This window comes from Micromonospora sp. WMMD737 (assembly GCF_049179055.1).
Lineage (GTDB): Bacteria > Actinomycetota > Actinomycetes > Mycobacteriales > Micromonosporaceae > Micromonospora > Micromonospora reichwaldensis.
On the sequence record NZ_JBMHMH010000001.1, the window covers coordinates 6,028,197 to 6,051,626 of the forward strand.

Sequence of the window (23,430 nt, forward strand, 5' to 3'; positions counted from 1 at the left end):
CGCTGAGGAGACCCGGATGAGTGTGTTGCCGAGCCCCATCCCGCACCCGCTGGACTACTCGCCCTGGCAGTTGCCCGGCTGGGTCTACGAGGCCCTCGACTGGGTGATCGGTGTCGAGTGGCCGGAGGGCAACGAGCGGGCGGTCTGGGAGTTGGCGGACCAGTGGTACGGGGTGGCCGCCGCCCTGGTCGGGCCGCGTGCCGACGCCGTTGCCGCCGCTGGTGAGGTGCGGGGCGGGTACGGCGGCGTCGGGGCGGTCGCGGCGGCCTTCGACGCCGCCTGGCGTCGGGTGGCGGAGGGCGACGAGGCTCCGCTGCCGGTGCTGCTGGCAGTCAGCACGGAGCTGGGTCGGCTGGTGGAGGAGTGCGGCTGCGACATCGAGGGCGCGAAGCTCGAGGTGTGGATCGAGCTGGGCATCCTGGTGGTCGAGTTGTTGGCGCTGGCCGTCGCCGCCGTGCTCACCGCCGGTGCCGCCTCGCCCGCCGCCGGGGCGGCGATCGCGGCCACCAGGCTGATCGTGCAGCAGATCTTCAAGCGGTTGATGGCCCAGTTGGCGCGTAAGTCGCTCAAGCAGGGGCTCAAGGAGGCCGGTGAGCGGGCGGCGAAGGAGGTCACCAAGGGCGGTGTGCGGGGGTTCAGTCGTCGGGCGGCGTTGAGTGGTGTGTCGGAGGCGGCCGAGGAGGGTGGCATCAACCTCGCCACGCAGGCATACCAGAACTCGACGGGCCGCCGGCACGGGCTGGACGTGACGGAGTTGGGCACCACGGCGCTCGGCGGTATGGCCGGCGGGGCGGTGGCGCCGCTGGCGGGTCTGGGGCGGCACGCCACCGGCCGGGGTGCCCGGGTCGGGGAGCACTTCGGCCGCGAGATGGCCGGCGAGGTGATGGCCGACCAAGCCGCGCGCCTGGCCACCGGCCAGGGGTTGACCTCGGTGGAGGACGCGGCCCGCGCGGCGGCGTCCGGTGCCCGTGGTTCCGCCACTGCGCAGGCCGACGCGGCCTTGCAGGCACGGCTGAACGGCCAGATGAGTGCCCTGGCCGGAATTTCCTCCATCTCGGTGGACAGTGAAGCCTCTACCCAGCCCTCGACCTCCATCGCAGGTTCGATGCCAGGCGGGGAGGCGTTCCGCCAGGCACTTTTGACGCCCGACGTGGAGACGCCCCGATCAGTGCCTGCCGTCGGCGTCGACACGGCAGACGAGGCGAGGGCGGCGACCGTGACTCATGCGCCTCCGGATGCTGGTGCACCCGAATCCGGCAGCCGGATTCCCGAGCAGCGTGGACCCTCGCCCAGTACACCGTTCCAGGTTTCCGACTCCGTCTCCAATGCGCATGTGGTCAGCCCGGCAGTTGAGGGTCTGCCTGCAGAGGCACGAAACGCTCCACCGCCCCCACCTGGCGTCGACCCCGGGGATCCGGCCGTACTCTCGATGTCGCAAGTCGAGGCGCCCAGGGCCCCGCTCGACCCGACGCTCTCCTCCGTCGCGCCTGCGGCACCTCCGACGGTTGCTCATGCCCCGTCGGTTGCCCCTGGCCCGGCCAACGAATCGGTGCACGGTTCGGGGCTGGCCGCGCATGCCAGTGCCACGGCAGCCAGTCCGCCGACGATCGTGGGGCCAGCACCCAACGGTTCACTGGCGAACCCGCCGCTGGCCGGCATCCCGGCCCAGGCGTCCCCGGTCACCACAGGCCCGGCAGCGTACGGTGAGACGCTGGCGAGAACCGCAGGGCTGCAGGCGGAGTCATCGCGCGTCCAAAGCGTGGGGCTGGAGAAGCCCGTAGCCCCGTCACCGACAGACCGGACGCCCGAGGCGGTGCCACACCCGTCAAGAGCCGCAGGGCAGCCACCTCCGCGTCCGCGCACGCCCGAGTGGTACGCCGCCAGATGGGCCGCGGACCAGGACGCGTTCGAGCGACGCCGCTACCGGGGGCACTACGAGTTCCAGCGCACGACTCATGAGCAGAATCGCCGTCTGGACAGTGCGGCGCGACTGCGTCAGGCCGCGGAACGAAGTTACGACGAAGCCCGGTGGCTGGTCAGCGAGGGTCGTCGCCTGGCGCGGGCCGGACATCGCGCCGCCGCCGAGCGGTACTTCATGGGTTCCCGTGACCGGGAGCGCTGGTATCACCAACAGAACGATCTGGCAGAAGCGGTACTCGCCGGAGCGACCGCCCCAGGCGTCGTTGCCGTCGATCCTGCGGACTTCCGTCGGATCAACGACGACGTCGGGGACCTGGCGTACGGCGCGGTGGAGACCGTCGACCGTTCGGCGTTGACGGGCGACGACTATCCGCCGCCGATCGACCGGTCACGTGACTACGGCCGGCCCGGTGGTCTGCGTCCGCCGCTGGCGCTGCACCAGACCGACATCGAGCGGCAGGTGCCCCGAGAACCCGACGGCAGCGTCCGCCGCAACGCCGACCCCCGAGAGGGCGGCTGGTTCGAGCTGGTCAACGACGGCGGACCGCAGGCCGACCCGACCCGCGGCATCAACTGCATCGACTGCACCCTGTCGATGTTCGACACCTGGATGCACGGCCGCCCCCGGGTGGCCGCCCCCCGCACCTTCGACGCCTACCTGGCGGGCGACGTCACACGCCCCATCAACGGCGAACGAGACGGCATCGGACGGGTGGAGGACATCACCGGAGGTCGCTTCCAACGCCTCTGCCAACCCACCCAGGACATCCAGGGCACCCAGCGGCAGCACGCCATCGACACCGGATACCGCAACCTCCACGCCCAACTACGCCTCGGCGGCCCCGGCAGCTTCGCCTTCGTCATCAACAACTGGGAACAGGGCGGCGCCCACATCTGGGTCGCCCTCAACCAGAACGGCACCATCCTCTACCTCGACCCACAGACCGGCGCCGTGTCGACTGCACCCCTCTACCGGCACCACGGCGTCGCGCACCCCCACAACGCCGTCGACACCGAAGTCCTGATCCTCGGCTCCGACGGCAGACCCATGCCACTGGGCGGACTCCGACGAGGACGATTCAGCCAACGACCAGACCTACCGCAGTACCCACCCGCCGACACCGACCAGGGATACGGCGAACTGCACCTCAACCGCATGTATCTCCTGGACGGACCGGGCTCGGCTCCTCAGGGAGCGGAACAGGCGGGCTTGCCTGAGGGCCCGGCGACTCATGAGGTGGACGGGCCCGAGCCGGACTGGAAAAGGGCCGAGGCTTTGCTGCCATCCGATGATTCCGGTTACAGGATCCAACGCCGGGACTGCGAGTTTCTGGGGTTGACGCCTGATGCGGTAGTTGCGTGGGCGGAACGACGTGCTCCACTCGGTCTGACACCTGAGGCTTTCGAGCAGATGACGGCAGATCTGTTCGACGCTCTGGAATCGGACGGCATCCGCAGCGATCAGGTCGATGTCAGACTTCAAGGTTCCTCGTCGAACTTCTTCTCCGGGGCGCACAAGAGGTTGCCGACGGTGGAGCAGATCTCCGACCATCCGGAGGCGGTCGAGCGAATGAGAGAGTGGAGAGGCGGCGGCGCGCTACCGGTGCGCCGGCCCTTCGACTCGATGCACAAGCTCGGGTTGGAGGAGCCCAGCGATTTCGACTTCCAAATTTCGTCGGACGTTATGGTCGAAAGAGCCCTGCTGGTCGGCGGGCGCGATTTCCCCGACCTTCGGGTGGTGAACAGGACGTATGGATTTGTCACGAAGAAGGTTGCGAGGAAGTGTTTCCCGGCCCTTTTCGCGTGGGCCGAGAAGTATGGCAGGGAGCTCGGGCGCGATGTGGTCCCAGCGGTGTTTCCTGGGACGGGCCCGCCGGATCGCTCCGACGACGGGGTATCCTCCCACTTCACGTCAGCGGACTGGATAATTGAGGGCAACCGTGGCCGATAGTTGGGTGTTTCGCATTTCCGGAGCAGTTGACCGCGCTGCTCTCGACCGACTGCGCGCGGAGTTTGATCTGAGCAGGGTCGGCCGACTGGCGGACGATTGGGATGAGCTGTTCGGGGAAGCGGAGTGGGCAATCCAGGGGCAGGTGGTCCGAGTCGAATTGTGGCGTGACGTCGACTCACAGGAGTGGCGCCTTGAACTGGAGGCCCCAGCCCCCCTGCCGGAGACTGAGAAGGCGAGCTTGTGGGAGCGGGTGCAGGATGGACTGCGACTGGCAGGGCTGGAGGTCGCAGCCATCATCAAGCGCCCGTAGCGGCACTCCACCATGGTGAAGGCGGCGCTGAAGCATCGGACGCGGCCTCCGCGATGGACCGGATCGCGTGCCCTCCGAAACTGGACGCGAGACCCCGGGCGGGACTCTGGCGCCGCCGATGCCGTGGTGGCCCGGCCCGGTCCGTGGTCCATGCAGGTGGAGCGCCTGTCTCCGGCAGACGGTCGCCGGCCGGGCGAGGGGTGAAGCCGGCGCGGACGCGGGCGGCGGCGAAGCAGTCGCCGAAGCGTGCCGAGGCGCTACCGCTCGGAGCCCAGCCAATAGGCGTCCGCCGCTCTGGAGTGTCGCGGGTTCCGGGCGGGTTGTCAGGCCGGAATACCATGGCGAAATGGCTGAATCAGACAATGGGCAGAAGTCGCCTCGCCCTGGTGGGTGGCAGTCCAACGCCTGGGCGTGGCCGGTCGGCCTCATGCTCGGTCTGGTCGTCGGCCTGGCCGCACTGGACGGAGCCGCCGGGGTGGGCGTCGGCATCGCGATGGGGGTGGCCTTCGCCGTCGCCCTGGGAGCCGGCAGCAGCCAGGACACCGACGGCGAGGACGACGACGGCGAGGACGCCGACAGTGCGGGCGACGACATGAAGGACGCCGAGAGCAAGGGCGACGACAGCAAGGGCGACGACAGCAAGGGCGACGACGGGCGGGACGCTCACGAGCAGGGCGCCGAGCGGCAGACGGTCGGTCCGGAGGGCGTCGGGACGCCGGGTGCCGACGGGCAGGGCGTCGACAGGTCGCGCACCGACGGGCCGTCGTGACGCCGGGCGAACCCGGAGCCGTGCGGGTGGAGACGACCGGGGCGTCGGACCCCCGGACCGACAGGCCGGGCAGCGTGGCGGAGGCGCTGGCCGTACAGGAGCGGTTGCGGCCGTTGGTGGACCTGGTCGGGCCGGGTCCGGCCGAGCCCGCGACGGTGGCCGGCCTGGACGTGGCGTACGCCGAGAGCGGTGACCGGCTGGCGGCGGCCGTGACCGTGCTGGACGCCCGGACCCTCGCGGTGGTCGACTCGGCGGTGAGCGTGGGCCGGCCCGCGTTCGGATACGTCCCGGGGCTCTTCGCCTTCCGCGAGTTGCCCGCGCTGCTCGACGCGCTCGACCGGCTGACCGTGCCTCCCGAGCTGCTGGTCTGTGACGGGCACGGGCTGGCCCACCCGCGCCGGTTCGGGCTCGCCTGCCACCTGGGCGTGGTGACCGGCCTGCCGGCCATCGGGGTGGGCAAGACGCCCCTGCTGGGGGAGTGGACGCCGCCGGCCCAGCGTCGGGGCGCGTGGACGCCGTTGCGCGACGGGGGCGAGACCGTGGGTCGGGTGCTGCGTACCCGGGACGGCGTGAAGCCGGTCTTCGTCAGCGTCGGCCACCGGATGAGCCTCGACGACGCGACCGCGCGGGTGCTGGCGTTGACGCCGCGCTACCGGCTGCCGGAGACCACCCGTACCGCCGACCGGCTCTGCCGCGACGCCCTGGCCGCCGCCGAGGCGACCGCCCGCCCCACCTGACGCCGCCGTCGAGGCGATGGCCCGCGCCATCTGACGCCGCCGTCGAGGCGATGGCCCGCCCCACCTGACGCCGCCCGTAGCGATGGCCCGCGCCACCCGAGGCCGCCGCCGTGGCGACGGCCGGCGCGGTCTGGGGCCGCCGCCGGTTCCGGCAGGCCCGCGCCGGCGGATGCACGACCGTCACGCCGCCGGTCAGGGTGCGCGGACCCGGTCGCGGGGTAATACGGCGCACATCCGGAGCGCTCAATGACCGGGCCCCGACGGGGCCCGGTAGTAGCCTGACCGGCGGACCCCCGTCGGGGGAGGAACGGCGAGGTGATCATGGCGGTACGTCGGCACGCGGCGCGGCTCGCGACGGTCTGCGCGTTGCTGGGCGGCCTGGTGGCGCTCGGCGCGACGCCGGCGCTCGCCGCAGGCGACTCGGTCCGGGTGCGTTCGGCCGGCAGCTTCACCGCCGGCGGTTCCGCCGGGAGCGTCTCGATCGAGGTGCGCAAGCGCAGCGACGGCTGCGTGCTGCTGCGTACCGCACTGGGGTTGCGCCTGGCCGGCCTACGCGCCGACCAGGTCAGCGCGCAGGTCAACGTGGGCGGACGCTGGTTCCCGGTGCCGCTCTCCGGGAGCGGTGGCAGCGCGGCCACGTCGGCCACCTCGCCCCTGAAGCCGAGGCTCTGCAAGGGCAAGAGCATCACGGTGCGCTACCGGGTGGCGTTCGACGCGGAGGTGCCGGGCGGCCGGCTGACCGTCAGCGGCGCGGCCAGCGACGCACTCGGGCGGGCCCTGGGCCGGGGCGCGGTGGCGTCCCGGGTGGTCGGCGACCGGGCCACGCCCTCGCCGACGCCGAAGCCGTCGAAGAAGCCGTCGCCCACCCCGAGCGCGGTCGCCACCGAGGTGCTGGCCGGCGCAGCGGACCCGAGCCTGGCCGCCGGCCAGGGCGCGGGCGCCGTCAGCAACGCGGCCGAGGAGGAGTCCTCCGGCGGCTCGGTGGTCATGTTCTTCGGCATTGCCATGGTCGCCGTCGGGATCCTGCTCATCGTCCTGCTGTTCCGCCGCTCGCGGGCGGACAAGGAGCCGGCCGACCCGGGCCACGTGCCGCTGCCCCGCAACCCCGGCGGCACCACCTACCGCTCCGGGCAGGGCCCGGCCGCCGCCCCCGGCCCACCCGGCCAGGTGTACGGGCAGCAGCCGCCCGTCCCCGGCCTGTACGGCGGTGCGCCCGCCCCGCGCCCGGCCGGCGGCGTGTACGGCAGCCGCCCGGCACCGGCCCCGGAGGCCACGCAGGTGGTGCCCGGCGCGCCGGCCGCCCCGCCCGTGTCGGCCCCGCCGGCGCCCCCGGTGCCGGGGCAGTACGGGGCGCCGCCGCCCGTGCCGCCCGCCCAGGGCAAGCCCGGTGACCCGCCGCCGGAGACCGGCGGTGGCGACCACACGGTGTTCATGCCCCGGCTCCCCGGCTGAGCCGGGCCGCGCCGCGCCGCTCCGATACGCTCAGGCCGTTGAGGACCTGCGGCGCGAGGAGCGAGACCGGTGTCTGATCTGTCCCAGATCGTGAAGGCCTACGACGTCCGTGGGACGGTGCCGGACCAGTGGGACGAGCAGGCCGCCGAGGCCCTCGGCACGGCCTTCGCGCAGGTGCTGGACGGCTTCGGCGAGCGGGACGGGGCGGCGCTCGTCGCGCACGACATGCGCGCCACCGGTCCTGCTCTGGCCGCCGCCTTCGCCGCCGGCGTGCGCGCCGAGGGGCGCGCCGTCATCGAGCTGGGCCTCGCCTCGACCGACATGCTCTACTACGCCTCCGGCGCGCTGGGGCTGCCCGGCGCGATGTTCACCGCCAGCCACAACCCGGCGCAGTACAACGGCATCAAGATGTGCCGCTCCGGGGCTCGCCCGATCGGGCAGGACAGCGGGCTGGCCGAGATCCGCGAGCGGGCGCAGGCCCTGCTGGACAAGGGCGAGCGTCCGACCGGCACGCCGGCCGCGCCGGCCGAGCGCCGCGACCTGCTGGCCGACTACGCGGCGTACCTGCGGCAGCTGGTCGACCTCTCGGGCATCCGTCCGCTGAAGGTGGTCGTGGACGCCGGCAACGGCATGGCCGGCTACACCGTCCCGGCCGTGCTCGGCGACGCCGTCCTGCCGGCCCTGCCGCTGGAGATCGTGCCGCTCTACTTCGAACTCGACGGCACCTTTCCCAACCACGAGGCCAACCCGCTGGACCCGGCCAACCTGGTCGACCTCCAGCGCGCGGTGGTCGAGCACGGTGCCGAGATCGGCCTGGCGTTCGACGGTGACGCCGACCGCTGCTTCGTGGTCGACGAGCGCGGTGAGCCGGTCTCGCCGTCGGCGGTCACGGCCCTGGTGGCGGCCCGCGAGCTGGCCAAACACCCCGGCTCGACGGTGATCCACGGCCTGATCACCTCGCGGGCGGTACCGGAGATCATTCGCGAGCACGGCGGCGAGCCGGTCGTCGCCCGGGTCGGGCACTCCTTCATCAAGGCGGAGATGGCCCGGACGAACGCGATCTTCGGCGGCGAGCACTCAGCCCACTACTACTTCCGCGACTTCTGGTTCGCCGACACCGGCATGCTCGCCGCGCTGCACACCCTGGCCGCCCTGGGCGAGCAGTCGCTGCCGCTGTCCGTGCTGGCCGGCGAGTACGAGCGGTACGTGGCCTCCGGCGAGATCAACTCGACGGTGGCGGACCAGGCCGCCAAGGTGGCCGAGGTGCGGGCCGCCTACCCGCAGGCCGACGTCGACGAGATGGACGGGCTGACCCTGCGCTTCCCGGACGGCGCGTGGTTCAATCTGCGCGCCTCCAACACCGAGCCGCTGCTGCGGCTCAACGTCGAGGCCCCGACGCGGGAGCGGATGACCGCCCTCCGTGACGAGGTGCTCGACCGCGTTCGCCGATAAGATCGCCTGCGCCGGTCGGCACCGTCGATCGGTGAGACCGCATACGTGGAAGGAGCCGCGCCGTGGCCCTGGACCCGCAGTTGCTGGAAATCCTCGCCTGTCCGGACACGCATCACGCCCCGCTCGACTACGACGCGCAGGCGCAGACGCTTACCTGCACCGAGTGCGGCCGGATCTTCGAGGTCCGCGACGACGTGCCGGTGCTGCTGCTGGACGAGGCGCGCGGCCCCGCGGAGCAGTCGTGATCGACGGCACGGCCGGGGTCAGCGGCCGGCGCGAGCCCGACGAGGCACTGCTCGACGACCCGGCCGCGCTGGCCGAGCACGACCCGGGCGGCATGCTGCGGCACACCGCCTCCGCCGGGGCGCAGGTCCGCGAGACGGCCGCGCTGGCTGCCGAGGCCAACCTCCAGGTGCTCGCCGACGAGGGCCGCCCGCGGGCGGTCGTCATCGCCGGCATCGGCACCGCCGGGCGTACCGGTGACGTGCTGGCCACCGTCGCCGGGCCGCGCTGCCCGGTGCCGGTCATCCCGCACCGCAGCGCCGGTGTGCCCGGCTGGGTGGGCGCCGCCGACGTGGTCATCGCCGTCAGCGCGTCCGGCCGCAGCCCCGAGGCGCTGGGCGCCGCCGAGGCCGCGCACCGGCGGGGCGCCCGGCTGGTCGCCGTCGGCGCGCCCGACTCGCAGTTGCAGTCCGTGGCCGAGCGGGCCCGGGCGCCGTTCATCCCGGTGCCCCGGCGCGCCCCGGCCCGGGCCAGCCTCTGGGCGCTCACCGTGCCGGTCCTGCTCGCCGCCCGTACGCTCGGGCTCGTGAAGGTCAACGAGGCGGATCTGGCGGAGACCGCGGCCCGGCTGGACGCGGACGCCGACCGCTGCCGCCCGACGGCCGAGTCCTTCGTCAACCCCGCGAAGTCGCTGGCCCTGGGCCTCGCCGGCTCGGTGCCGATCGTCTGGGGCTCGTCGCCGCTGGCCACGGTCGCGGCCCGCCGGTTCGGCGACACCCTGTCCGCCAACGCCCGCTACCCCGTGGTCAGCGGGGCGCTCGGCGAGGCGGGGCGCGGTCGGGTCGGCCTGCTCGACGGCGTGTTCGGCGGTCTGGCCGAGGGGGAGCGCGACATCTTCGCCGATCCCGACGCGGAGTCGCCGTCGGGCACCCGGCTGCGGTTGGTCCTGCTGCGCGACGGCGGGCTGAACCCGGAGGACGACGCCGACGAGCCGCTCGACGTCGAGGAGCGCCGCGCGGACGCCGTGCAGACCCTCGCCGAGCGGCGCGGCGTGCGCTGCGACGTGGTGACCGCCGAGGGCGGCTCCGCGCTGGAGCGGCTCGCCTCGCTGGTCGCCGTGCCGGACTTCGCCTCGATCTACCTCGCCCTGGCACACGGACTGGACCCGATGGCCGTGCCGGCCATCACCGAAATGAAGGAGCTGGCAAACCAGTGAGCGATAGCAGGGGACGGGTCGAGCGGCGCGTCGCGCCGATGCCCGGCGGTGCCGCGCGACACGACGGAGCGACCGCGTGAGCGCCAACGGTGGTACGAAGGCGATCGTCGCCGCCCTGCTGGCCAACGCCGGCATCGCCGTCACCAAGTTCGTCGCGTTCCTGCTGACCGGATCGTCGTCGATGCTGGCGGAGTCGATCCACTCGGTCGCCGACTCCGGCAACCAGGGGCTGCTGCTGCTCGGCGGGCGTCGGGCCAAGCGCGCGGCCACCCCGCAGCACCCGTTCGGCTACGGCCGGGAGCGCTACATCTACGCGTTCATCGTCTCCATCGTGCTGTTCAGCGTCGGTGGCCTGTTCGCCCTCTACGAGGCGTACCACAAGTGGTCGCACGCGGAGGGCATCACCTCGTGGCACTGGGTGCCGGTCGTGGTGCTGGTGGCGGCGATCATCATGGAGACGTTCTCCTTCCGTACCGCGATCGTCGAGTCCAACCTCGTCCGGGGCAACCAGTCGTGGGTGAAGTTCGTCCGGCGTGCCAAGGCGCCCGAGCTGCCCGTGGTGCTGCTGGAGGACCTGGGCGCGCTGGTCGGCCTGGTCTTCGCGCTCTTCGGCGTGGGCATGACGCTGATCACCGGCAACGGCCGGTGGGACGCGGTGGGCACCGCGATGATCGGTGTGCTGCTGGTGGCCATCGCGATCATCCTGGCCATCGAGACCAAGAGCCTGCTGCTCGGTGAGGGCGCCGAGGCGCACGACGTCGCCGCGCTGGAGAAGGCGGTCACCGACGGCCCCGAGTTCGAGCGGATCATCCACATGAAGACGCTCTACCTCGGGCCCGAGGAGCTGATGGTGGCCGCCAAGGTCGCCGTGCCGGCCGGCGTCACCGCCGAGGTGCTGGCGCGGAGCATCAACACCGTCGAGGGTCGGATCCGCGCCGCCGTGCCGACCGCCCGGGTGATCTACCTGGAGCCGGACATCTACCACGCCAGCGCCGAGCGGGCGGTCGCCGGGAACGCGTCGCCCGCCGAGCCGGGTGGGGTCGCCGGGCGGCCCGGGAGCTGACCGGTGGAACTGCTGCACGGACCGATCCGCGACTACGCCTGGGGGTCCCGCTCGGCGATCGCCGAGTTGCAGGGACGGCCGGCGCCGAGCGACGGCCCGGAGGCCGAACTGTGGCTGGGCGCCCACCCGGGCGGCCCGGCCCTGGTCGACCGCGACGGCGACCGGGTGAGCCTGACCGACCTGCTGCTCGCCGAGCCGCACCACTGGCTCGGCGAGCGGCTGGTCGGCAGGTTCGGCACCCGGCTGCCGTTCCTGCTCAAGGTGCTCGCCGCCGACGCCCCGCTGAGCCTCCAGGCGCACCCGGACGCCGAGCAGGCACGCGCCGGGCACGCCGCCGACGCCGCCCGCCCCGACGGGCAGCGCAACTACGTCGATCCGTACCACAAGCCGGAGCTGCTGGTCGCGCTCTCGCCGATGGAGGCGCTCTGCGGTTTCCGGGACCCGGCGACCTCGGCGGCGGCGCTGGCCGGCTTCGGCGTACCCGCGCTGGAGCCGGTGCTGGCGGCGCTGCGGACCGGGCCGGCGGGCCTGCGTGACGCCGTACGACTGCTGCTGACCTGGCCCGCCGACGGGCGCGACGCGCTGGTGGCGGCCGTGGCGTCGGCGCCGGTCGCGGGGCCGGACGCGGAGCTGGCCCGGGACCTGGCCGCCGCCTACCCGGGCGACCCCGGGGTGCTGGTGGCGATGCTGCTCAACCGGGTGCGGCTGGCCCCCGGCGAGGCGATCTGGATGCCGGCGGGCAACCTGCACGCCTACCTGCGCGGCACCGGCGTGGAGATCATGGCGGCCAGCGACAACGTGCTGCGCGGCGGGCTGACGCCGAAGCGGGTGGACGTCGAGGAGCTGCTGCGGGTGCTGCGCTTCGAGGTGCTGCGCGACCCGGTGGTGCCGCCGCTGGTCCTCGCCCCGGGCCTGGTCACGTGGCCGGTGCCGGTGGAGGACTTCGCGCTGCACCGGGTGACGGTGGACGCGGGTCTGCCGACGGTGTCGGTCGAGGTGCCCGGGCCCCGGGTGGTGCTCTGCCGCTCCGGCGAGGTCTCGGTCGACGACGGGGCCGGCGCGGTGACGCTGGCGCCCGGACGGGCGGCCGTCGGCAGCGCCGCCGCCGGGCCGCTGCGCCTGGGCGGCGCGGGAGAGGCGTACGTCGCGAGCTGCGGCCTGCGCTGACCGGCGGGGCGGCGGGCGTGCAGGCGCAGCGCGGGGCGACGCGCAAGTCCGACTTTTCCGGAATAGCTTGACGCAGCCTTGGCTGAGTGTGACTCTATGAGTACGCAGCGTTATCGCGACGAAGGTCCGAGAACGCGCGGGGGAACCAAACCGGGGGGATGCACGGGGCGGGCGGCCGAGGGACGGGACACCGTTCACGACCGACCGCCCCGTGCGCTGTCCGCTGATGTCTTCGTGCTCACTTCACCCGACCGGTCCTCCCGTCGGCGGCTCGCGCGCGTAAGGTGAATGGTCGCGCAGCACATCGTCCGACAGGAGATTTCATGACCAGCACCCTCCCGGCGTCCGCCAGCGGCACGCCGTCCGAGGCCCGGCCGAGCACTCTCGCCGAGGGCGACTACAAGGTGGCGGATCTGTCGCTCGCCGAGTTCGGGCGTAAGGAGATCCAGCTCGCCGAGCACGAGATGCCCGGCCTGATGGCGATCCGTCGTGAGTTCGCCGACGCCCAGCCGCTCGCCGGTGCCCGGATCACCGGGTCGCTGCACATGACCATCCAGACCGCCGTCCTCATCGAGACCCTGGTCGCGCTCGGCGCGCAGGTCCGCTGGGCGTCCTGCAACATCTTCTCCACCCAGGACCACGCCGCCGCCGCGATCGTCGTCGGCCCGGAGGGCACCCCCGAGGCCCCGGCCGGCGTCCCGGTCTACGCCTGGAAGGGCGAGAGCCTGGAGGAGTACTGGTGGTGCACCGAGCAGGTGCTCGCCTGGCCCGACGGGCAGGGCCCCAACATGATCCTCGACGACGGCGGCGACGCCACCCTGCTGGTGCACAAGGGCGCCGAGTTCGAGAAGGCCGGCGCCGTGCCGCCGGTCGAGTCCGCCGACTCCGAGGAGTACGCGGTCATCCTCGGCGTGCTGCACCGTTCGCTCGCCGAGGACAACCAGCGGTGGACCCGGATCGCCGCCGGCATCAAGGGCGTGACCGAGGAGACCACCACCGGCGTGCACCGGCTCTACGAGATGCACCGCGCCGGCACCCTGCTCTTCCCCGCCATCAACGTCAACGACTCGGTGACGAAGAGCAAGTTCGACAACAAGTACGGCTGCCGCCACTCGCTGATCGACGGCATCAACCGGGCCACCGACGTGCTGATCGGCGGCAAGATGGCGGTCGTGCTCGGCTACGGCGACGTCGGCAAGGGCTGCGCCGAGTCGCTGCGCGGCCAGGGCGCCCGGGTCGTGGTGACCGAGGTCGACCCGATCTGCGCGCTCCAGGCCGCGATGGACGGCTACCAGGTCGCCACCCTGGACGACGTGGTCGAGCAGGCCGACATCTTCATCACCGCCACCGGCTGCTTCGACGTCATCACCAACGAGCACATGGCTCGGATGAAGCACCAGGCCATCGTCGGCAACATCGGCCACTTCGACAACGAGATCGACATGGCCGGCCTGGCGAAGCGTTCCGACGTCGAGCGGGTCAACATCAAGCCGCAGGTCGACCTCTGGAAGTTCGCCGACGGGCACGCCATCATCGTGCTGTCGGAGGGCCGCCTGCTCAACCTGGGCAACGCCACCGGCCACCCGAGCTTCGTGATGTCGAACTCGTTCGCCAACCAGACGATCGCCCAGATCGAGCTGTTCACCAAGACCGAGGAATACCCGATCGGCGTCTACGTGCTGCCCAAGCACCTCGACGAGAAGGTCGCCCGGCTGCACCTGGAGGCGCTCGGCGCCAAGCTGAGCACCCTGACCAAGGAGCAGGCGTCCTACCTCGGCATCTCCGTGGAGGGCCCGTTCAAGCCGGAGCACTACCGCTACTGACACCGGACCGCGCCGACCGGGCCGACCGCTCCCTCCCGAGCGGCCGGCCCGGTCGGCGTTTCCGGGGCGGACGCGCCGCCACGGGGCGAGCCGGCCGGCGTCAGCACGGGCGGTCGCCGGCCGCCGGGCGGTCAGTCCCGGCGGGAGCGGCGACGGACGGTCAGTTCCGGGGGGAGTGGGGACGGGCGGTCAGCCCCGGCGGGAGCGGCGCCGGGCGGGGCGGACCCAGCTCCACACGCACCAGACGAGCCACGCCACCGAGACCACGGCGGCCAACGCGCGCAGTCGCAGCGCGTCGAGCAGCAGCACCACGGCGAGGACGGCCAGCCACGGCCCGAACGCCCTCACGACCGCCACCGGCCGAGCACCATCCGGCGGACCAGCGGCGGAGCGATCCACGACCAGACGCAGAAGAGCATCCAGGCCACGGCGAACAGGCCGGCGAGCACGTCCAGACCGACGACGTTCAGCAGCACGATGACGCCGACCGCGAGCAGCCAGGTGCGGAAGATACCCAGCCGGTGCAGCGGGCGCAGCGGCAGCAGCAGCGGGTGCGCGTGCACCTGCGCCTCCCAGGCCGCCTCGGCGTAGTCGGCATCGGTCGGGTCGTGCGCCACCGCCTGGCCGAACGCGCGGCGCGCGGTGCCCAACCGGCCACGCCGTGCCGAGGTGGCGCCGTGCAGGGCGAGCGCCGCCGGATTGTCCGGCCACGCCCCGAGGAACTCCCTGGCGATCCGGTCGGCCTCCCGGTCGTCCCCTCGGGCGTACGCGAGCTGGACGCGGCACGCGAAGACGGCAGGCTCCTGCGGGCTGATCGTGGCGGCCCGGGCGACCAGGCGTTCCGCCTTGTCGAGCTGCCCCACGGCCGAGCAGAGCTGCGCGTACTGGCACAGCAGCCACGGGTCCTCCGGCTCGATGGCGAGCGCGTCGAGCAGTGCCCGCTCGGCGGCGGGATACTCGCGGCGGTGGCGCAGCGCGACGCCGAGCCGGCCGAGCAGTTCGGGGTCCGGGCCGGCCTCGGCGAGCCCCCGACGGGCGACGGCGGCCAGGTCGTCCCAGCGGCTCAGCGAGGTCAGCGCGTACGCCCGCAGCCGGAACGCCGCCGGGCTGAGGGCCAGGGCGGCCGGGAGCCGGTCGACCTCGTCGAGGGCCTGCTCCGCGCGGTTCAGCTCGAGCAGGTGCGCCACCCGGGCGAGCTGGGCCTCCGGGGCGGTCATCCGGCGGCCACCAGCAGGAACAGCAGGGCCTCGACGACCCCGAACAGGAGCACCGCCCCGAGGCCGGGCAGCCACAGCGACGCCGGCTCGTCGCCACGCAGCTCGTAGGCCCGGAACGGACGTTTCTGCGTGGTGGAGGCGGCGAGCCAGACCCCGGCGCCGGCCAGCGCCGCGATCAGCCGGACGGGACGGTCCCCCCAGTCGTCGAGGAAGGCGAGCGTGAGCGCCAGCCGGGCCGTCAGCGCGGCCAGCCCGACGCCGAGCACCATCAGGTTCGTCCGACGGGGCAGGCCCAGCCGGTGCCCGTTGACCAGGGCCAGCACGGTGGCGGCCAGCGGACCGGCGAAGACGGCGGGGAAGATCAGCGACTGCGGTCGCCACGGCCGGCGTCGCGTCCCGTACGCCGCCGGCGCGATGGTGGGGGTGAACAGATCGTCGGCCACGATGTTCCCGTCTCGGTAGGGGCGAGCGAGCCGGATCCTGCCACAGCCGGGTGACCGGCGGCGCTCCCGGATGCAGTGGATTCCAGGTCGCGACGTGTGCGCGCCCCCACCCGCCGGTCAGGTGCCGGCGTCGGGCACGGGCACGCCACCCGCCGGTGCCGCCGGGGCGACCGCCGGCCGTACCCCCGGAACGGGCTGCGCCGGCACGGCGGCCGGCGCCCCGACGGGCACCGCCGGACGGACCGTGCCGGGCGGAACGGTGCCCGCAGGCCCGGCGGCACCTTCAGACGTGGCCACGCCTGCGGGCCCGGCGGTGAAGTCGGGCCGGGCGGTGCCCGCAGGCCCGGCGGTGAGGTCGGGTCCGGCGGCGCCTTCAGACGTGGCGACGCCTGCGGGCCCGGCGGCGGACCCGGTCGCGCGGGGTGGCGCGGGCGGGTGGAGTGTCAGCTCCGGCCAGAGCGTCGCGGCGGCCGACCGGCCGAGCCCCAGCCGGTACCTCGCCCGCCGGTGCCGCTCGCCGAGGACCGCGGCCAGGTAGACCGACTCGGGCATGCCCGGAGGCGGGGGCGGCGTGACCACCGCCGAGACCTCGGTCCACAGTCCGCGCCCCAACCGCCCCCGCGCCGGCTCCGCCAGCTGGTGCACCCGGGCCAGGTACTGGCGGGCGGCCAACGCCAGGCCGTCGTCGAGCCGGCTCAGGTCCGCCGCGCCCGCCCAACCGGCCAGCGCCGGGACCGCCGTGGGGACGGGCCGCCAGGCGGTCGCCGTGCGGGTGTGCACGACCAGCGTGCCCGCCACCAGGTCGCCCAGCCGACGCCCGCGCCGGTCGGTCACCATCACCGTCACCCCGGCCACCCAGCTCACCAGCGGCAGTACCAGGCCGGGCCACTCCACGGCCACGCCGACCAGCGCCCGGATCAGCGACTGCCGCGCCGCGACCGAAGCGCCGTCGGCGCTGACCACGCGCAGCCCGACCGCCATCTTGCCCAGCGTGCGGCCGTGGTTGAACCGCTCGCACAGCACCGGGTAGCCGACCAGCACCAGGATCAGGCCCACCGTGGCGATCCCGCCGGCCAGGGCGCCGTCGACCAGCCCCTCCGGCAGGTTGAGCAGCGCGACGCCGACGCTCGCGGACAGCACCAGCATGAGGGCCGCCTGCGCCAGGACGTCGAGCAGCAGCGCGAGCACCCGGGAACCGATCCGGGCGGCCCGGACGTCCAGCTCCACGGCCTCCCCGCTGACCAGCCCGGCGTCACCCCACGGGGCGGGTCGAGGTTGTGCTCTCACCCCGACAGTGAACACTATGATCGCCGGACGGGGGTGACGGTGGATCTCGACGCGTACGTCGCGGAACACGGCGGGCAGTGGCGACGGCTGGAGGAACTCTCCGGGCGCGGCCGGCTCGACGCCGCCGAGGTCGACGAGCTGGTCGCCCTCTACCAGCGGGCGACCACCCAGCTGTCGGTGCTGCGCAGCCGTTCACCCGACCCGGCGCTGGTCAGCCAGCTCTCCCAGGTGGTGCTGCGCGCCCGGGCCCGGCTCACCGGGCGCCCGCGTCCGTCGTGGGCGGCGGTCGGGCGGTTCTTCGTGGCCGGCTTCCCCGCCGCGGTCTACCGCGCCTGGCCCTGGTGGTGCGGGGTGGCGACCGGGTTCAGCCTGCTCAGCCTCTTCCTCATCTGGTTCGTCGCGGGCAACCCGCAGACGGCGGCGGCCTTCATCGGCGAGGCGGCGGCCGCCGACCTGGTCGAGTCCGGCTTCGCCGGCTACTACACCGAGTTCTCCGCGCCGACGTTCGCCTTCCACCTGTGGACACACAACGCCTGGCTCGCCGCCCAGTGCCTCGCCGCCGGGGTGCTGATCGTCCCGGTGCTCTACCTGCTCTGGCAGAACGCGCTCAACATCGGCGTGGTCGGCGGGGTGATGGTCGCCTATGGCCGCGCGGACGTCTTCTTCGGCCTGATCACCCCGCACGGGCTGCTGGAACTCACCGGCGTCTTCGTCGCCGCCGGGGTGGGCCTGCGCATCGGGTGGGCGTGGATCGCGCCGCCGACGCAGCTCACCCGGGGGCAGTCGGTGGCCCGGGCGGGACGCGAGGGCGTGCTGGTCGCCGTCGGGCTGGTGGGGCTCTTCGCGGTCTCCGCCGTCATCGAGGCGTTCGTGACCCCCGCGCCCGTGCCCATTGCGCTCCGCGTGGCCGTGGGCGCCGCCGTCTGGCTCGCCTTCGGAGCGTACGTGGTGCTCCTCGGCCGCCGCGCCACCCACCCGGATCCCGTTGATCATGAAGTTGTCGCCGTGACACGCCGGGCGGACGGGCAATAACTTCATGATCGACGGGGCCTGCCGGTGGGGTGTCGCCGGACCCGGTCAGAGGTGGCCCAGGGACTTCAGGCGGAGGTAGGTGTCGGCCAGGGTGGGGGCCAGGCGGCCGGCCGGGGCGTCCACCACCGTCACGCCGTGGCGGGCCAGCGCCACCCGCACCCGGTCGCGTTCGGCCAGCGCGCGCCAGGCCGCCGCTGCGGCGTAGGCGTCCGCCGGGCGCTGCGGGACGGTCGTGGTGAGGGCGGTCAGCACCGGGTCGTGCGTCGCCGCGATCACCACCTTGTGCCGGGCGGCCAGCCGGGGGAGCACCGGCAGCAGCCCCTCGCCGAGGGCACCGGCCTCCAACGCGGTGAAGAGCACCACCAGGCTGCGCTGGCGCTGCCGGCGCAGCAGCTCGCCCGCGATCAGGTCGAAGTCCGTCTCCACAAGCGTCGGCTGGAGCGGGGCGAGGGCGTGCACCACGCGGGGGAGCAGGGCCGGGCCGCCGGTGCCGGTGACCGTGGCCCGTACCGCCGCGTCGGCCGCGAGCAGGTCGACCCGGTCGCCGGCGCGGGCGGCGAGGGCGGTGAGCAGCAGCGCGGCGTCGATCGCGGTGTCCAGCCGGGGTTCGTCGCCGACCCGCACCGCCGACGTCCGCCCGGTGTCCAGCACGCACAGCAGCCGGCGGTCCCGCTCCGGCCGCCACGTACGCACCAGCACGTCGGCCCGGCGCGCGCTCGCCCGCCAGTCGATCGAGCGCACGTCGTCGCCCACCACGTACTCGCGGAGGGTGTCGAACTCGGTGCCCTGGCCCCGCCCCCGGCTCACCTGGGTGCCGTCGATGACCCGCAGCCGGGACAGCTTCTCCGGCAGGTGCCGGCGGGAGTCGAAACGGGGCAGCACGCGCAGCGTCCACGGCGGGGTCGCCGGCCGCCCGGAGCGCTGCCGGAACCCGAGGCCCAGCGGCCCGAACGAGCGTACGGTCACCGCCACCGCCGGCCGGTCGCCGCGCCGCAGCGGGGTCAGCCGGGTGGGCAGCGCCACCGTCGCGCCCGGCTCGACGTGCACGAGCCGTCCCGGCGGCACGTCGGGGCGGGCGCCGGCGGAGGGCACCCAGGCGTCGCGGACGCGCGCCCGCAGCGTACGGCCGGAGGGGTTGTGCAGCAGCAGCGCGACGGTGGCGGTGCCGCCGAGCCGGACCGCGCGGTCCCCCTGCCGGGCGGCCGTGAGCGCGCCCGGCGGCGCGGCCAGCGCCCGGTCGAGCAGCACCAGCAGCAGCACCGCCCCGGTCATCACCAGCAGCCCGGCGAACGGCGACGGCCAGGCCGGCAGGGTCAGCGCGCCGACCGCCAGCAGGAGCGCCGCCCGCCAGGTCATCGCGGCGTCGGCACGGTGGCGAGCACCGTGTCCAGCACCTGGTCCACGCCGACGCCCTCCAGCTCCACCTCGGGGCGCAGCCGCAGCCGGTGCCGCAGCGTCGGCCGGGCGACCGCCTTCACGTCGTCCGGTACGACGTGGTCGCGGCCGGCCAGCCAGGCCCACGCCTTCGCCGTGTTGAGCAGCGCGGTGGCGCCCCGGGGCGAGGCGCCCAGCTCCAGCGCCGGGGTGTTGCGGGTGGCCCGGCAGAGGTCGACGACGTAGCCGAAGAGCGGCTCGGCCACGTGCACCCGGCCGACCGCCGCCCGGGCCGCCGCCAGGTCTGCCGCGTCGGCCACCGGCCGTACGCCGGCGGCGGTCAGGTCACGCGGGTCGAAGCCGGCGTGGTGCGCGCGGAGCACGCCCAGCTCCTCGTCCCGGTTGGGCAGCGGCACGGTGAGCTTGAGCAGGAACCGGTCGAGCTGCGCCTCCGGCAGCGGGTAGGTGCCCTCGTACTCGATCGGGTTCTGGGTGGCGGCGACGATGAACGGGTCGGGCAGCGGCCGCCGTTCGCCCTCCACCGAGACCTGCCGCTCCTCCATCACCTCCAGCAGCGCCGACTGGGTCTTCGGCGGCGTCCGGTTGATCTCGTCGGCGAGCAGCAGGTTGGTGAAGACCGGCCCCTCGCGGAAGGTGAAGGCCGCGGTGCGCGGGTCGAAGATCAGCGAGCCGGTGACGTCGCCCGGCATCAGGTCCGGAGTGAACTGCACCCGCTTGGATCCCAGGTCGAGGGCGGTGGCGACGGTGCGGATCAGCAGGGTCTTGGCCACGCCCGGCACGCCCTCCAGCAGCACGTGCCCGCGGCAGAGCAGGGCGATGACCAGGCCGGTGACGACCGCGTCCTGCCCGACGACCGCCTTGGCGACCTCGGCGCGCAGCCGGTGCAGGGCGGCGCGGGGGTCGACGGGGTCGATGGTCGGCGGCTCGGCGGTACCGGCGGGTCGGGTCACCGGGGGTCTCCTTCGGCTCGGTGCGGGTGCGGTGCGACTGGCGGTCCCACCCCGGGCGGCCCTTCGGCGGGCCCGGCTGGCGGGGGCGGCCCGGCTGCGGGCGGTCCGGCTGACGGAGGCGGTCCGTCGGCGGCCGGTGGCGGGGCCTCGGCGGGTGGGGGCGGTCCGTCGGGGGCGTGCGGGGCGGCGACGCGGGTCAGCCGGTCCAGCGCGCGGGCCAGGTCCAGCAGGTCCTGGTCGGTCTCGGGCGCGGCGCCGTGCAGCACCTCGTCGGTCCACCGGGGGTCGTCGCCGGTGCGGGCGGCGACCGCGGCGGCCACGTCGGCCGGCGGCGCGGTCGGCGGCAGGTGCAGCCGGGGCGTCAGGCGGTCCAGGGCGGCGCTCCGCAGCGTCCGCGCGGCCGCGTCCCGGGCGCCCGCCTTCTCGTAGAGCCGCGCCCGGCCCAGCACCGTCTCCGCCGAGCGGACCGTGACCGGCAGCGGCTCCACCGCCGGCGGGCCGAGCCGGCGGGCCCGCCAGAGCGCGGCCAGCAGGGCGGCGACGGCGAGCTGGGCCAGCAACGCCCACAGCCAGCCGGGGAAGGCGGACCAGAGCGGGTTCGGCGGGTCGGGCCTGTCGGCCCGGTCCTCGCTCCGGTCCTCGCTGTCGTCATCGCTCTCCCCGCCCGGGTCCGCCGGGTCGCCGGGGCGCCCGTCGCCGGTGCCGTCCCCGGTGCCGGTGCCGCCGCCCGGGCCGCCGTACCCGGTGGAGCCGCCCGGCGTCGGCGACCAGGCCGGGCTGCCGCTGCTGCCGTCGCCGAAGACCGGCGGGGGTTCGGGGCCGTCCAGGTCGAGCCACACCACCCGGCCGGTCCCGCCGAGCAGCGCGGTGGCGAACGCCCGGTTGTCCCACTCGTCGAGCCGGTCGTTGCGGAACGGATCGCTGGCGCCCACCGCCACGGTGCTCTCGGGGACCCGGGGCAGCAGGGCGAGCCCGTCGGCGAAGCAGAACCCGACGGGCGCCGACGCGCCCGGGGCGAGCGCGTAGCGTTGCAGCCCGACCGCCACGCGTCCGAGCTGCCGCAACTCGGGCAGCGGGCAGGGCAGGCCCCGCGCGTCCGGCCCCACCGCCTGCGCGGCCCACCGGCGACCGGCCGGTTGCACCGGCAGCAGCCTGACCGCCTCCAGCACCCGTCGCGACGGGTCCACCAGCACCGGCCTGGTGGTCGAGGGCAGCGAGTCCAACGCGCCGACCGTGTCCGGGTGCAGCAGCGCCGGCGCGGGCACGAAGAGCGTGGCCGCCCCACTTCGCGCGGCCAGCAGGGCGCGCAGCGTGTCCGTCTCCCGCTGCACGGTCACGCCCTGCCCGCGCAGCGCGTCGGCGAGCCGGCTGCCGCCGTCGTCCCCCGTCGCGACCGGGGAGAGGAAGCCCTGGTCGCCGGGGTCGGGCTGGTCGACCGCATGGGTGATCAGGGTGGTGGCCAGCAGCGCCGCGGCCAGGCCCAGCGGGATCAGCAGCCGGCGGCGCCGTCGCCGGGGGGCGACGTCCGCGCGTGGCGCCGGTGGTACGGCGGTGGCCTGTGCGCTCATGGTCGTGGCCCGTCCTCGGGTCGCCCGGTCAGCAGCCGGTCCAGGTCGGCGGCGTGCTCCCGCATCCGGTGGTCGTGCTCGGCGGAGGCGGGGCGCTGGCCGTACCAGAGCTCGGAGAAGATCGCACCGGCGGCGCTCAGCGGTGGACCCACCTGGGGCCGGGTGTCCGTCGCCGCCCGCACCAGTTCGGCGACGGTCATGCCGGGCTGCGGCTGCACCACGCGCCGGGCGGTCAGCTCCCGGACCATCGCGCGCAGCCGCTCCCGGACGGCTTCGGCGTACCGGCCCTCGGCGGCGAACCGGTCCGCGAGGGAGACGTACGCGGCGGCCGGCAGCTCGGGCTCGCGGGGCGCGGGGACGACCGGCGGCGTGGCGTCCGGTGGCGCGGTCTCCCGGCGGCGTCGACGTAGCCGGGGCAACCGCCGGGGGACCCAGGCCGGGAACGTGTACCAGCCGACCGCGACCAGCACCGCGGCGAGCACCAGCAGCAGGGCGACCAGGGGCAGCGGCACCCGGTCGCCGAGCGCCGCAGTCGTCTCGGTCCACCACCGGCTGAGGCTCATCGCCCGGCCGCCAGCAGGACGGTCTCCGGCGTGCCCGCCCGGGCTCGGGAGAGCCGGATGTCCAGCCCCTCGGTCCGCATCCGGGTCTCCAGGTGCAGCACCGCGTCCAGGCAGGCCAGGGCCGGGTAGGCGACGCTGTTCACGCCCGCCCAGACGGCCAGCGACAGCCACCCGGCCCAGGCGCGGTCGACGAGGTCGAACGAGTCCAGCCCGACGTAGACGCCGATGCCGAGGCCGACGCGCACGATCCACCACACGAGGTAGCCGAGCAGCCGGATCCAGCCGGCCCGGCCGGCGCCGCGGACGGCCAGGGCGGCGGCGCGCAGCGGGGCGCGCAGCGGATGCACCCGGTCGACGACCAGCGCCGGCGCCACGGCGCCGAGCAGGGCGAACCCGACGATCCACGCCGGCCCGAACAGCGCGAAGCCGCACATCACCACACCGACGAGCACGGCGAGCAGCGCGGTGGCGCCCCAGCGCGCGCCGGCCGGGCGGAGCAGTTCCCGGGGGCCCGGCGCGCGGCCGAACAGGGCGGCCCCGGCGGCCCGGGCGGCCGGATTTCCGAGCAGCAGGACGATCACCGCCTCGGTCGCCGCCCCCACCGCCAGCAGCAGCCAGTACGCGCCGAACCGCCCGAACTCCGGCAGCCAGGCGGGTGGCGCCGTGTCGGCGGCGAGCCGCAGCGGGTACAGCAGGAGCTGCTCGGCCACGGCCAGTACGAGGGCGACCGGCACCAGCACCCGGGCCTGGCCCCGCAGCAGCAGGACCGCGGAGTCCAGCAGTTCGCCGACCGTGAGGGGGCGGCGCGGGAGCACGGCGGTCGGGCCGGCGTCGGGCACGCGTACTCCTGGGGACGGACGGCGGTGGCGCGTGACGGCGCACGCGGGGATCAT

At 74.6% G+C, this 23,430-nt stretch carries 20 protein-coding genes; 11 read left to right on the forward strand and 9 right to left on the reverse strand.

The genetic code is table 11. The annotated features are described in order from the left end of the window. Nucleotides 1-16 precede the first annotated feature (16 nt). The 10 genes from ACN27A_RS26900 (at nucleotide 17) to ahcY (ending at nucleotide 14,082) form a co-directional block, all read left to right on the forward strand. Entirely contained in the window at nucleotides 17-3,871 is a 3,855-nt protein-coding gene (locus ACN27A_RS26900) for a toxin glutamine deamidase domain-containing protein (protein ID WP_421457340.1), read from the forward strand. 656 nt (nucleotides 3,872-4,527) lie between these two features. Further along, nucleotides 4,528-4,950, forward strand: coding sequence for a hypothetical protein (locus tag ACN27A_RS26905; protein ID WP_421457341.1), 423 nt, complete (start codon nucleotides 4,528-4,530; stop codon nucleotides 4,948-4,950). Nucleotides 4,951-4,976: 26 nt separating this feature from the next. Next, the gene (locus ACN27A_RS26910) at nucleotides 4,977-5,687 is read left to right on the forward strand and encodes an endonuclease V (RefSeq protein WP_421457342.1); all 711 of its coding nucleotides are present in this window, start codon (nucleotides 4,977-4,979) and stop codon (nucleotides 5,685-5,687) included. A 321-nt stretch (nucleotides 5,688-6,008) separates the two neighbouring features. Then, nucleotides 6,009-7,139 (forward strand): hypothetical protein, encoded by a 1,131-nt coding sequence (locus tag ACN27A_RS26915; RefSeq protein WP_421458622.1) that lies wholly within the window; start codon nucleotides 6,009-6,011, stop codon nucleotides 7,137-7,139. A 69-nt stretch (nucleotides 7,140-7,208) separates the two neighbouring features. After that, a complete protein-coding gene (locus tag ACN27A_RS26920; protein WP_421457343.1) occupies nucleotides 7,209-8,591 on the forward strand; it encodes a phosphomannomutase/phosphoglucomutase in 1,383 nt (460 codons plus the stop codon). 62 nt (nucleotides 8,592-8,653) lie between these two features. Beyond that, nucleotides 8,654-8,836, forward strand: coding sequence for a Trm112 family protein (locus ACN27A_RS26925; protein WP_089001904.1), 183 nt, complete (start codon nucleotides 8,654-8,656; stop codon nucleotides 8,834-8,836). Then, nucleotides 8,833-10,029 (forward strand): SIS domain-containing protein, encoded by a 1,197-nt coding sequence (locus tag ACN27A_RS26930; RefSeq protein WP_421457344.1) that lies wholly within the window; start codon nucleotides 8,833-8,835, stop codon nucleotides 10,027-10,029. The genes ACN27A_RS26925 and ACN27A_RS26930 overlap by 4 nt, the downstream gene beginning before the upstream one ends. 76 nt (nucleotides 10,030-10,105) lie before the next feature. Continuing rightward, nucleotides 10,106-11,092, forward strand: a complete 987-nt coding sequence (locus ACN27A_RS26935) for a cation diffusion facilitator family transporter (RefSeq protein ID WP_421457345.1) — start codon at nucleotides 10,106-10,108, stop codon at nucleotides 11,090-11,092. A gap of 3 nt (nucleotides 11,093-11,095) precedes the next feature. Further along, on the forward strand, nucleotides 11,096-12,259 hold the full coding sequence (gene manA / locus ACN27A_RS26940; protein ID WP_421457346.1) for a mannose-6-phosphate isomerase, class I: 1,164 nt from the start codon (nucleotides 11,096-11,098) through the stop codon (nucleotides 12,257-12,259). A gap of 323 nt (nucleotides 12,260-12,582) precedes the next feature. After that, on the forward strand, nucleotides 12,583-14,082 hold the full coding sequence (ahcY, locus tag ACN27A_RS26945) for an adenosylhomocysteinase (RefSeq protein ID WP_132233574.1): 1,500 nt from the start codon (nucleotides 12,583-12,585) through the stop codon (nucleotides 14,080-14,082). A 189-nt stretch (nucleotides 14,083-14,271) separates the two neighbouring features. Here the strand turns inward: ahcY and ACN27A_RS26950 are convergent, their stop codons facing one another. The 4 genes from ACN27A_RS26950 to ACN27A_RS26965 all read right to left on the reverse strand — a co-directional run bounded on the left by ACN27A_RS26950 (nucleotide 14,272) and on the right by ACN27A_RS26965 (nucleotide 17,029). Beyond that, nucleotides 14,272-14,439 (reverse strand): hypothetical protein, encoded by a 168-nt coding sequence (locus ACN27A_RS26950; RefSeq protein ID WP_421457347.1) that lies wholly within the window; start codon nucleotides 14,437-14,439, stop codon nucleotides 14,272-14,274. Continuing rightward, complete coding sequence (locus tag ACN27A_RS26955; protein ID WP_421457348.1) at nucleotides 14,427-15,299, reverse strand: tetratricopeptide repeat protein; 873 nt, start codon at nucleotides 15,297-15,299, stop codon at nucleotides 14,427-14,429. Before ACN27A_RS26955 ends, ACN27A_RS26950 begins: the two co-directional genes overlap by 13 nt. Beyond that, nucleotides 15,296-15,742 carry a hypothetical protein gene (locus tag ACN27A_RS26960; RefSeq protein WP_421457349.1) on the reverse strand — a complete coding sequence of 149 codons (447 nt, stop codon included), beginning with the start codon at nucleotides 15,740-15,742 and terminating at the stop codon, nucleotides 15,296-15,298. Before ACN27A_RS26960 ends, ACN27A_RS26955 begins: the two co-directional genes overlap by 4 nt. A 117-nt stretch (nucleotides 15,743-15,859) precedes the next feature. Next, entirely contained in the window at nucleotides 15,860-17,029 is a 1,170-nt protein-coding gene (locus ACN27A_RS26965; RefSeq protein ID WP_421457350.1) for an RDD family protein, read from the reverse strand. A gap of 33 nt (nucleotides 17,030-17,062) precedes the next feature. Here ACN27A_RS26965 and ACN27A_RS26970 point away from each other — a divergent pair, with 33 nt between their 5' ends. Next, complete coding sequence (locus ACN27A_RS26970; protein WP_421457351.1) at nucleotides 17,063-18,061, forward strand: stage II sporulation protein M; 999 nt, start codon at nucleotides 17,063-17,065, stop codon at nucleotides 18,059-18,061. Nucleotides 18,062-18,106: 45 nt separating this feature from the next. On the opposite strand, the gene ACN27A_RS26975 is transcribed toward ACN27A_RS26970, so the two are convergent. The 5 genes from ACN27A_RS26975 to ACN27A_RS26995 are packed head-to-tail and all read right to left on the reverse strand — an operon-like array spanning nucleotide 18,107 to nucleotide 23,376. Next, complete coding sequence (locus ACN27A_RS26975) at nucleotides 18,107-19,417, reverse strand: DUF58 domain-containing protein (RefSeq protein ID WP_421457352.1); 1,311 nt, start codon at nucleotides 19,415-19,417, stop codon at nucleotides 18,107-18,109. Then, nucleotides 19,414-20,406 (reverse strand): AAA family ATPase, encoded by a 993-nt coding sequence (locus ACN27A_RS26980; protein ID WP_207913964.1) that lies wholly within the window; start codon nucleotides 20,404-20,406, stop codon nucleotides 19,414-19,416. Before ACN27A_RS26980 ends, ACN27A_RS26975 begins: the two co-directional genes overlap by 4 nt. After that, nucleotides 20,403-21,974, reverse strand: a complete 1,572-nt coding sequence (locus tag ACN27A_RS26985) for a DUF4350 domain-containing protein (protein ID WP_421457353.1) — start codon at nucleotides 21,972-21,974, stop codon at nucleotides 20,403-20,405. Before ACN27A_RS26985 ends, ACN27A_RS26980 begins: the two co-directional genes overlap by 4 nt. Beyond that, the gene (locus tag ACN27A_RS26990; RefSeq protein WP_421457354.1) at nucleotides 21,971-22,537 is read right to left on the reverse strand and encodes a DUF4129 domain-containing protein; all 567 of its coding nucleotides are present in this window, start codon (nucleotides 22,535-22,537) and stop codon (nucleotides 21,971-21,973) included. The genes ACN27A_RS26985 and ACN27A_RS26990 overlap by 4 nt, the downstream gene beginning before the upstream one ends. Next, nucleotides 22,534-23,376 carry a hypothetical protein gene (locus ACN27A_RS26995; protein WP_421457355.1) on the reverse strand — a complete coding sequence of 281 codons (843 nt, stop codon included), beginning with the start codon at nucleotides 23,374-23,376 and terminating at the stop codon, nucleotides 22,534-22,536. Before ACN27A_RS26995 ends, ACN27A_RS26990 begins: the two co-directional genes overlap by 4 nt. Between the last annotated feature and the right edge of the window lie 54 nt (nucleotides 23,377-23,430).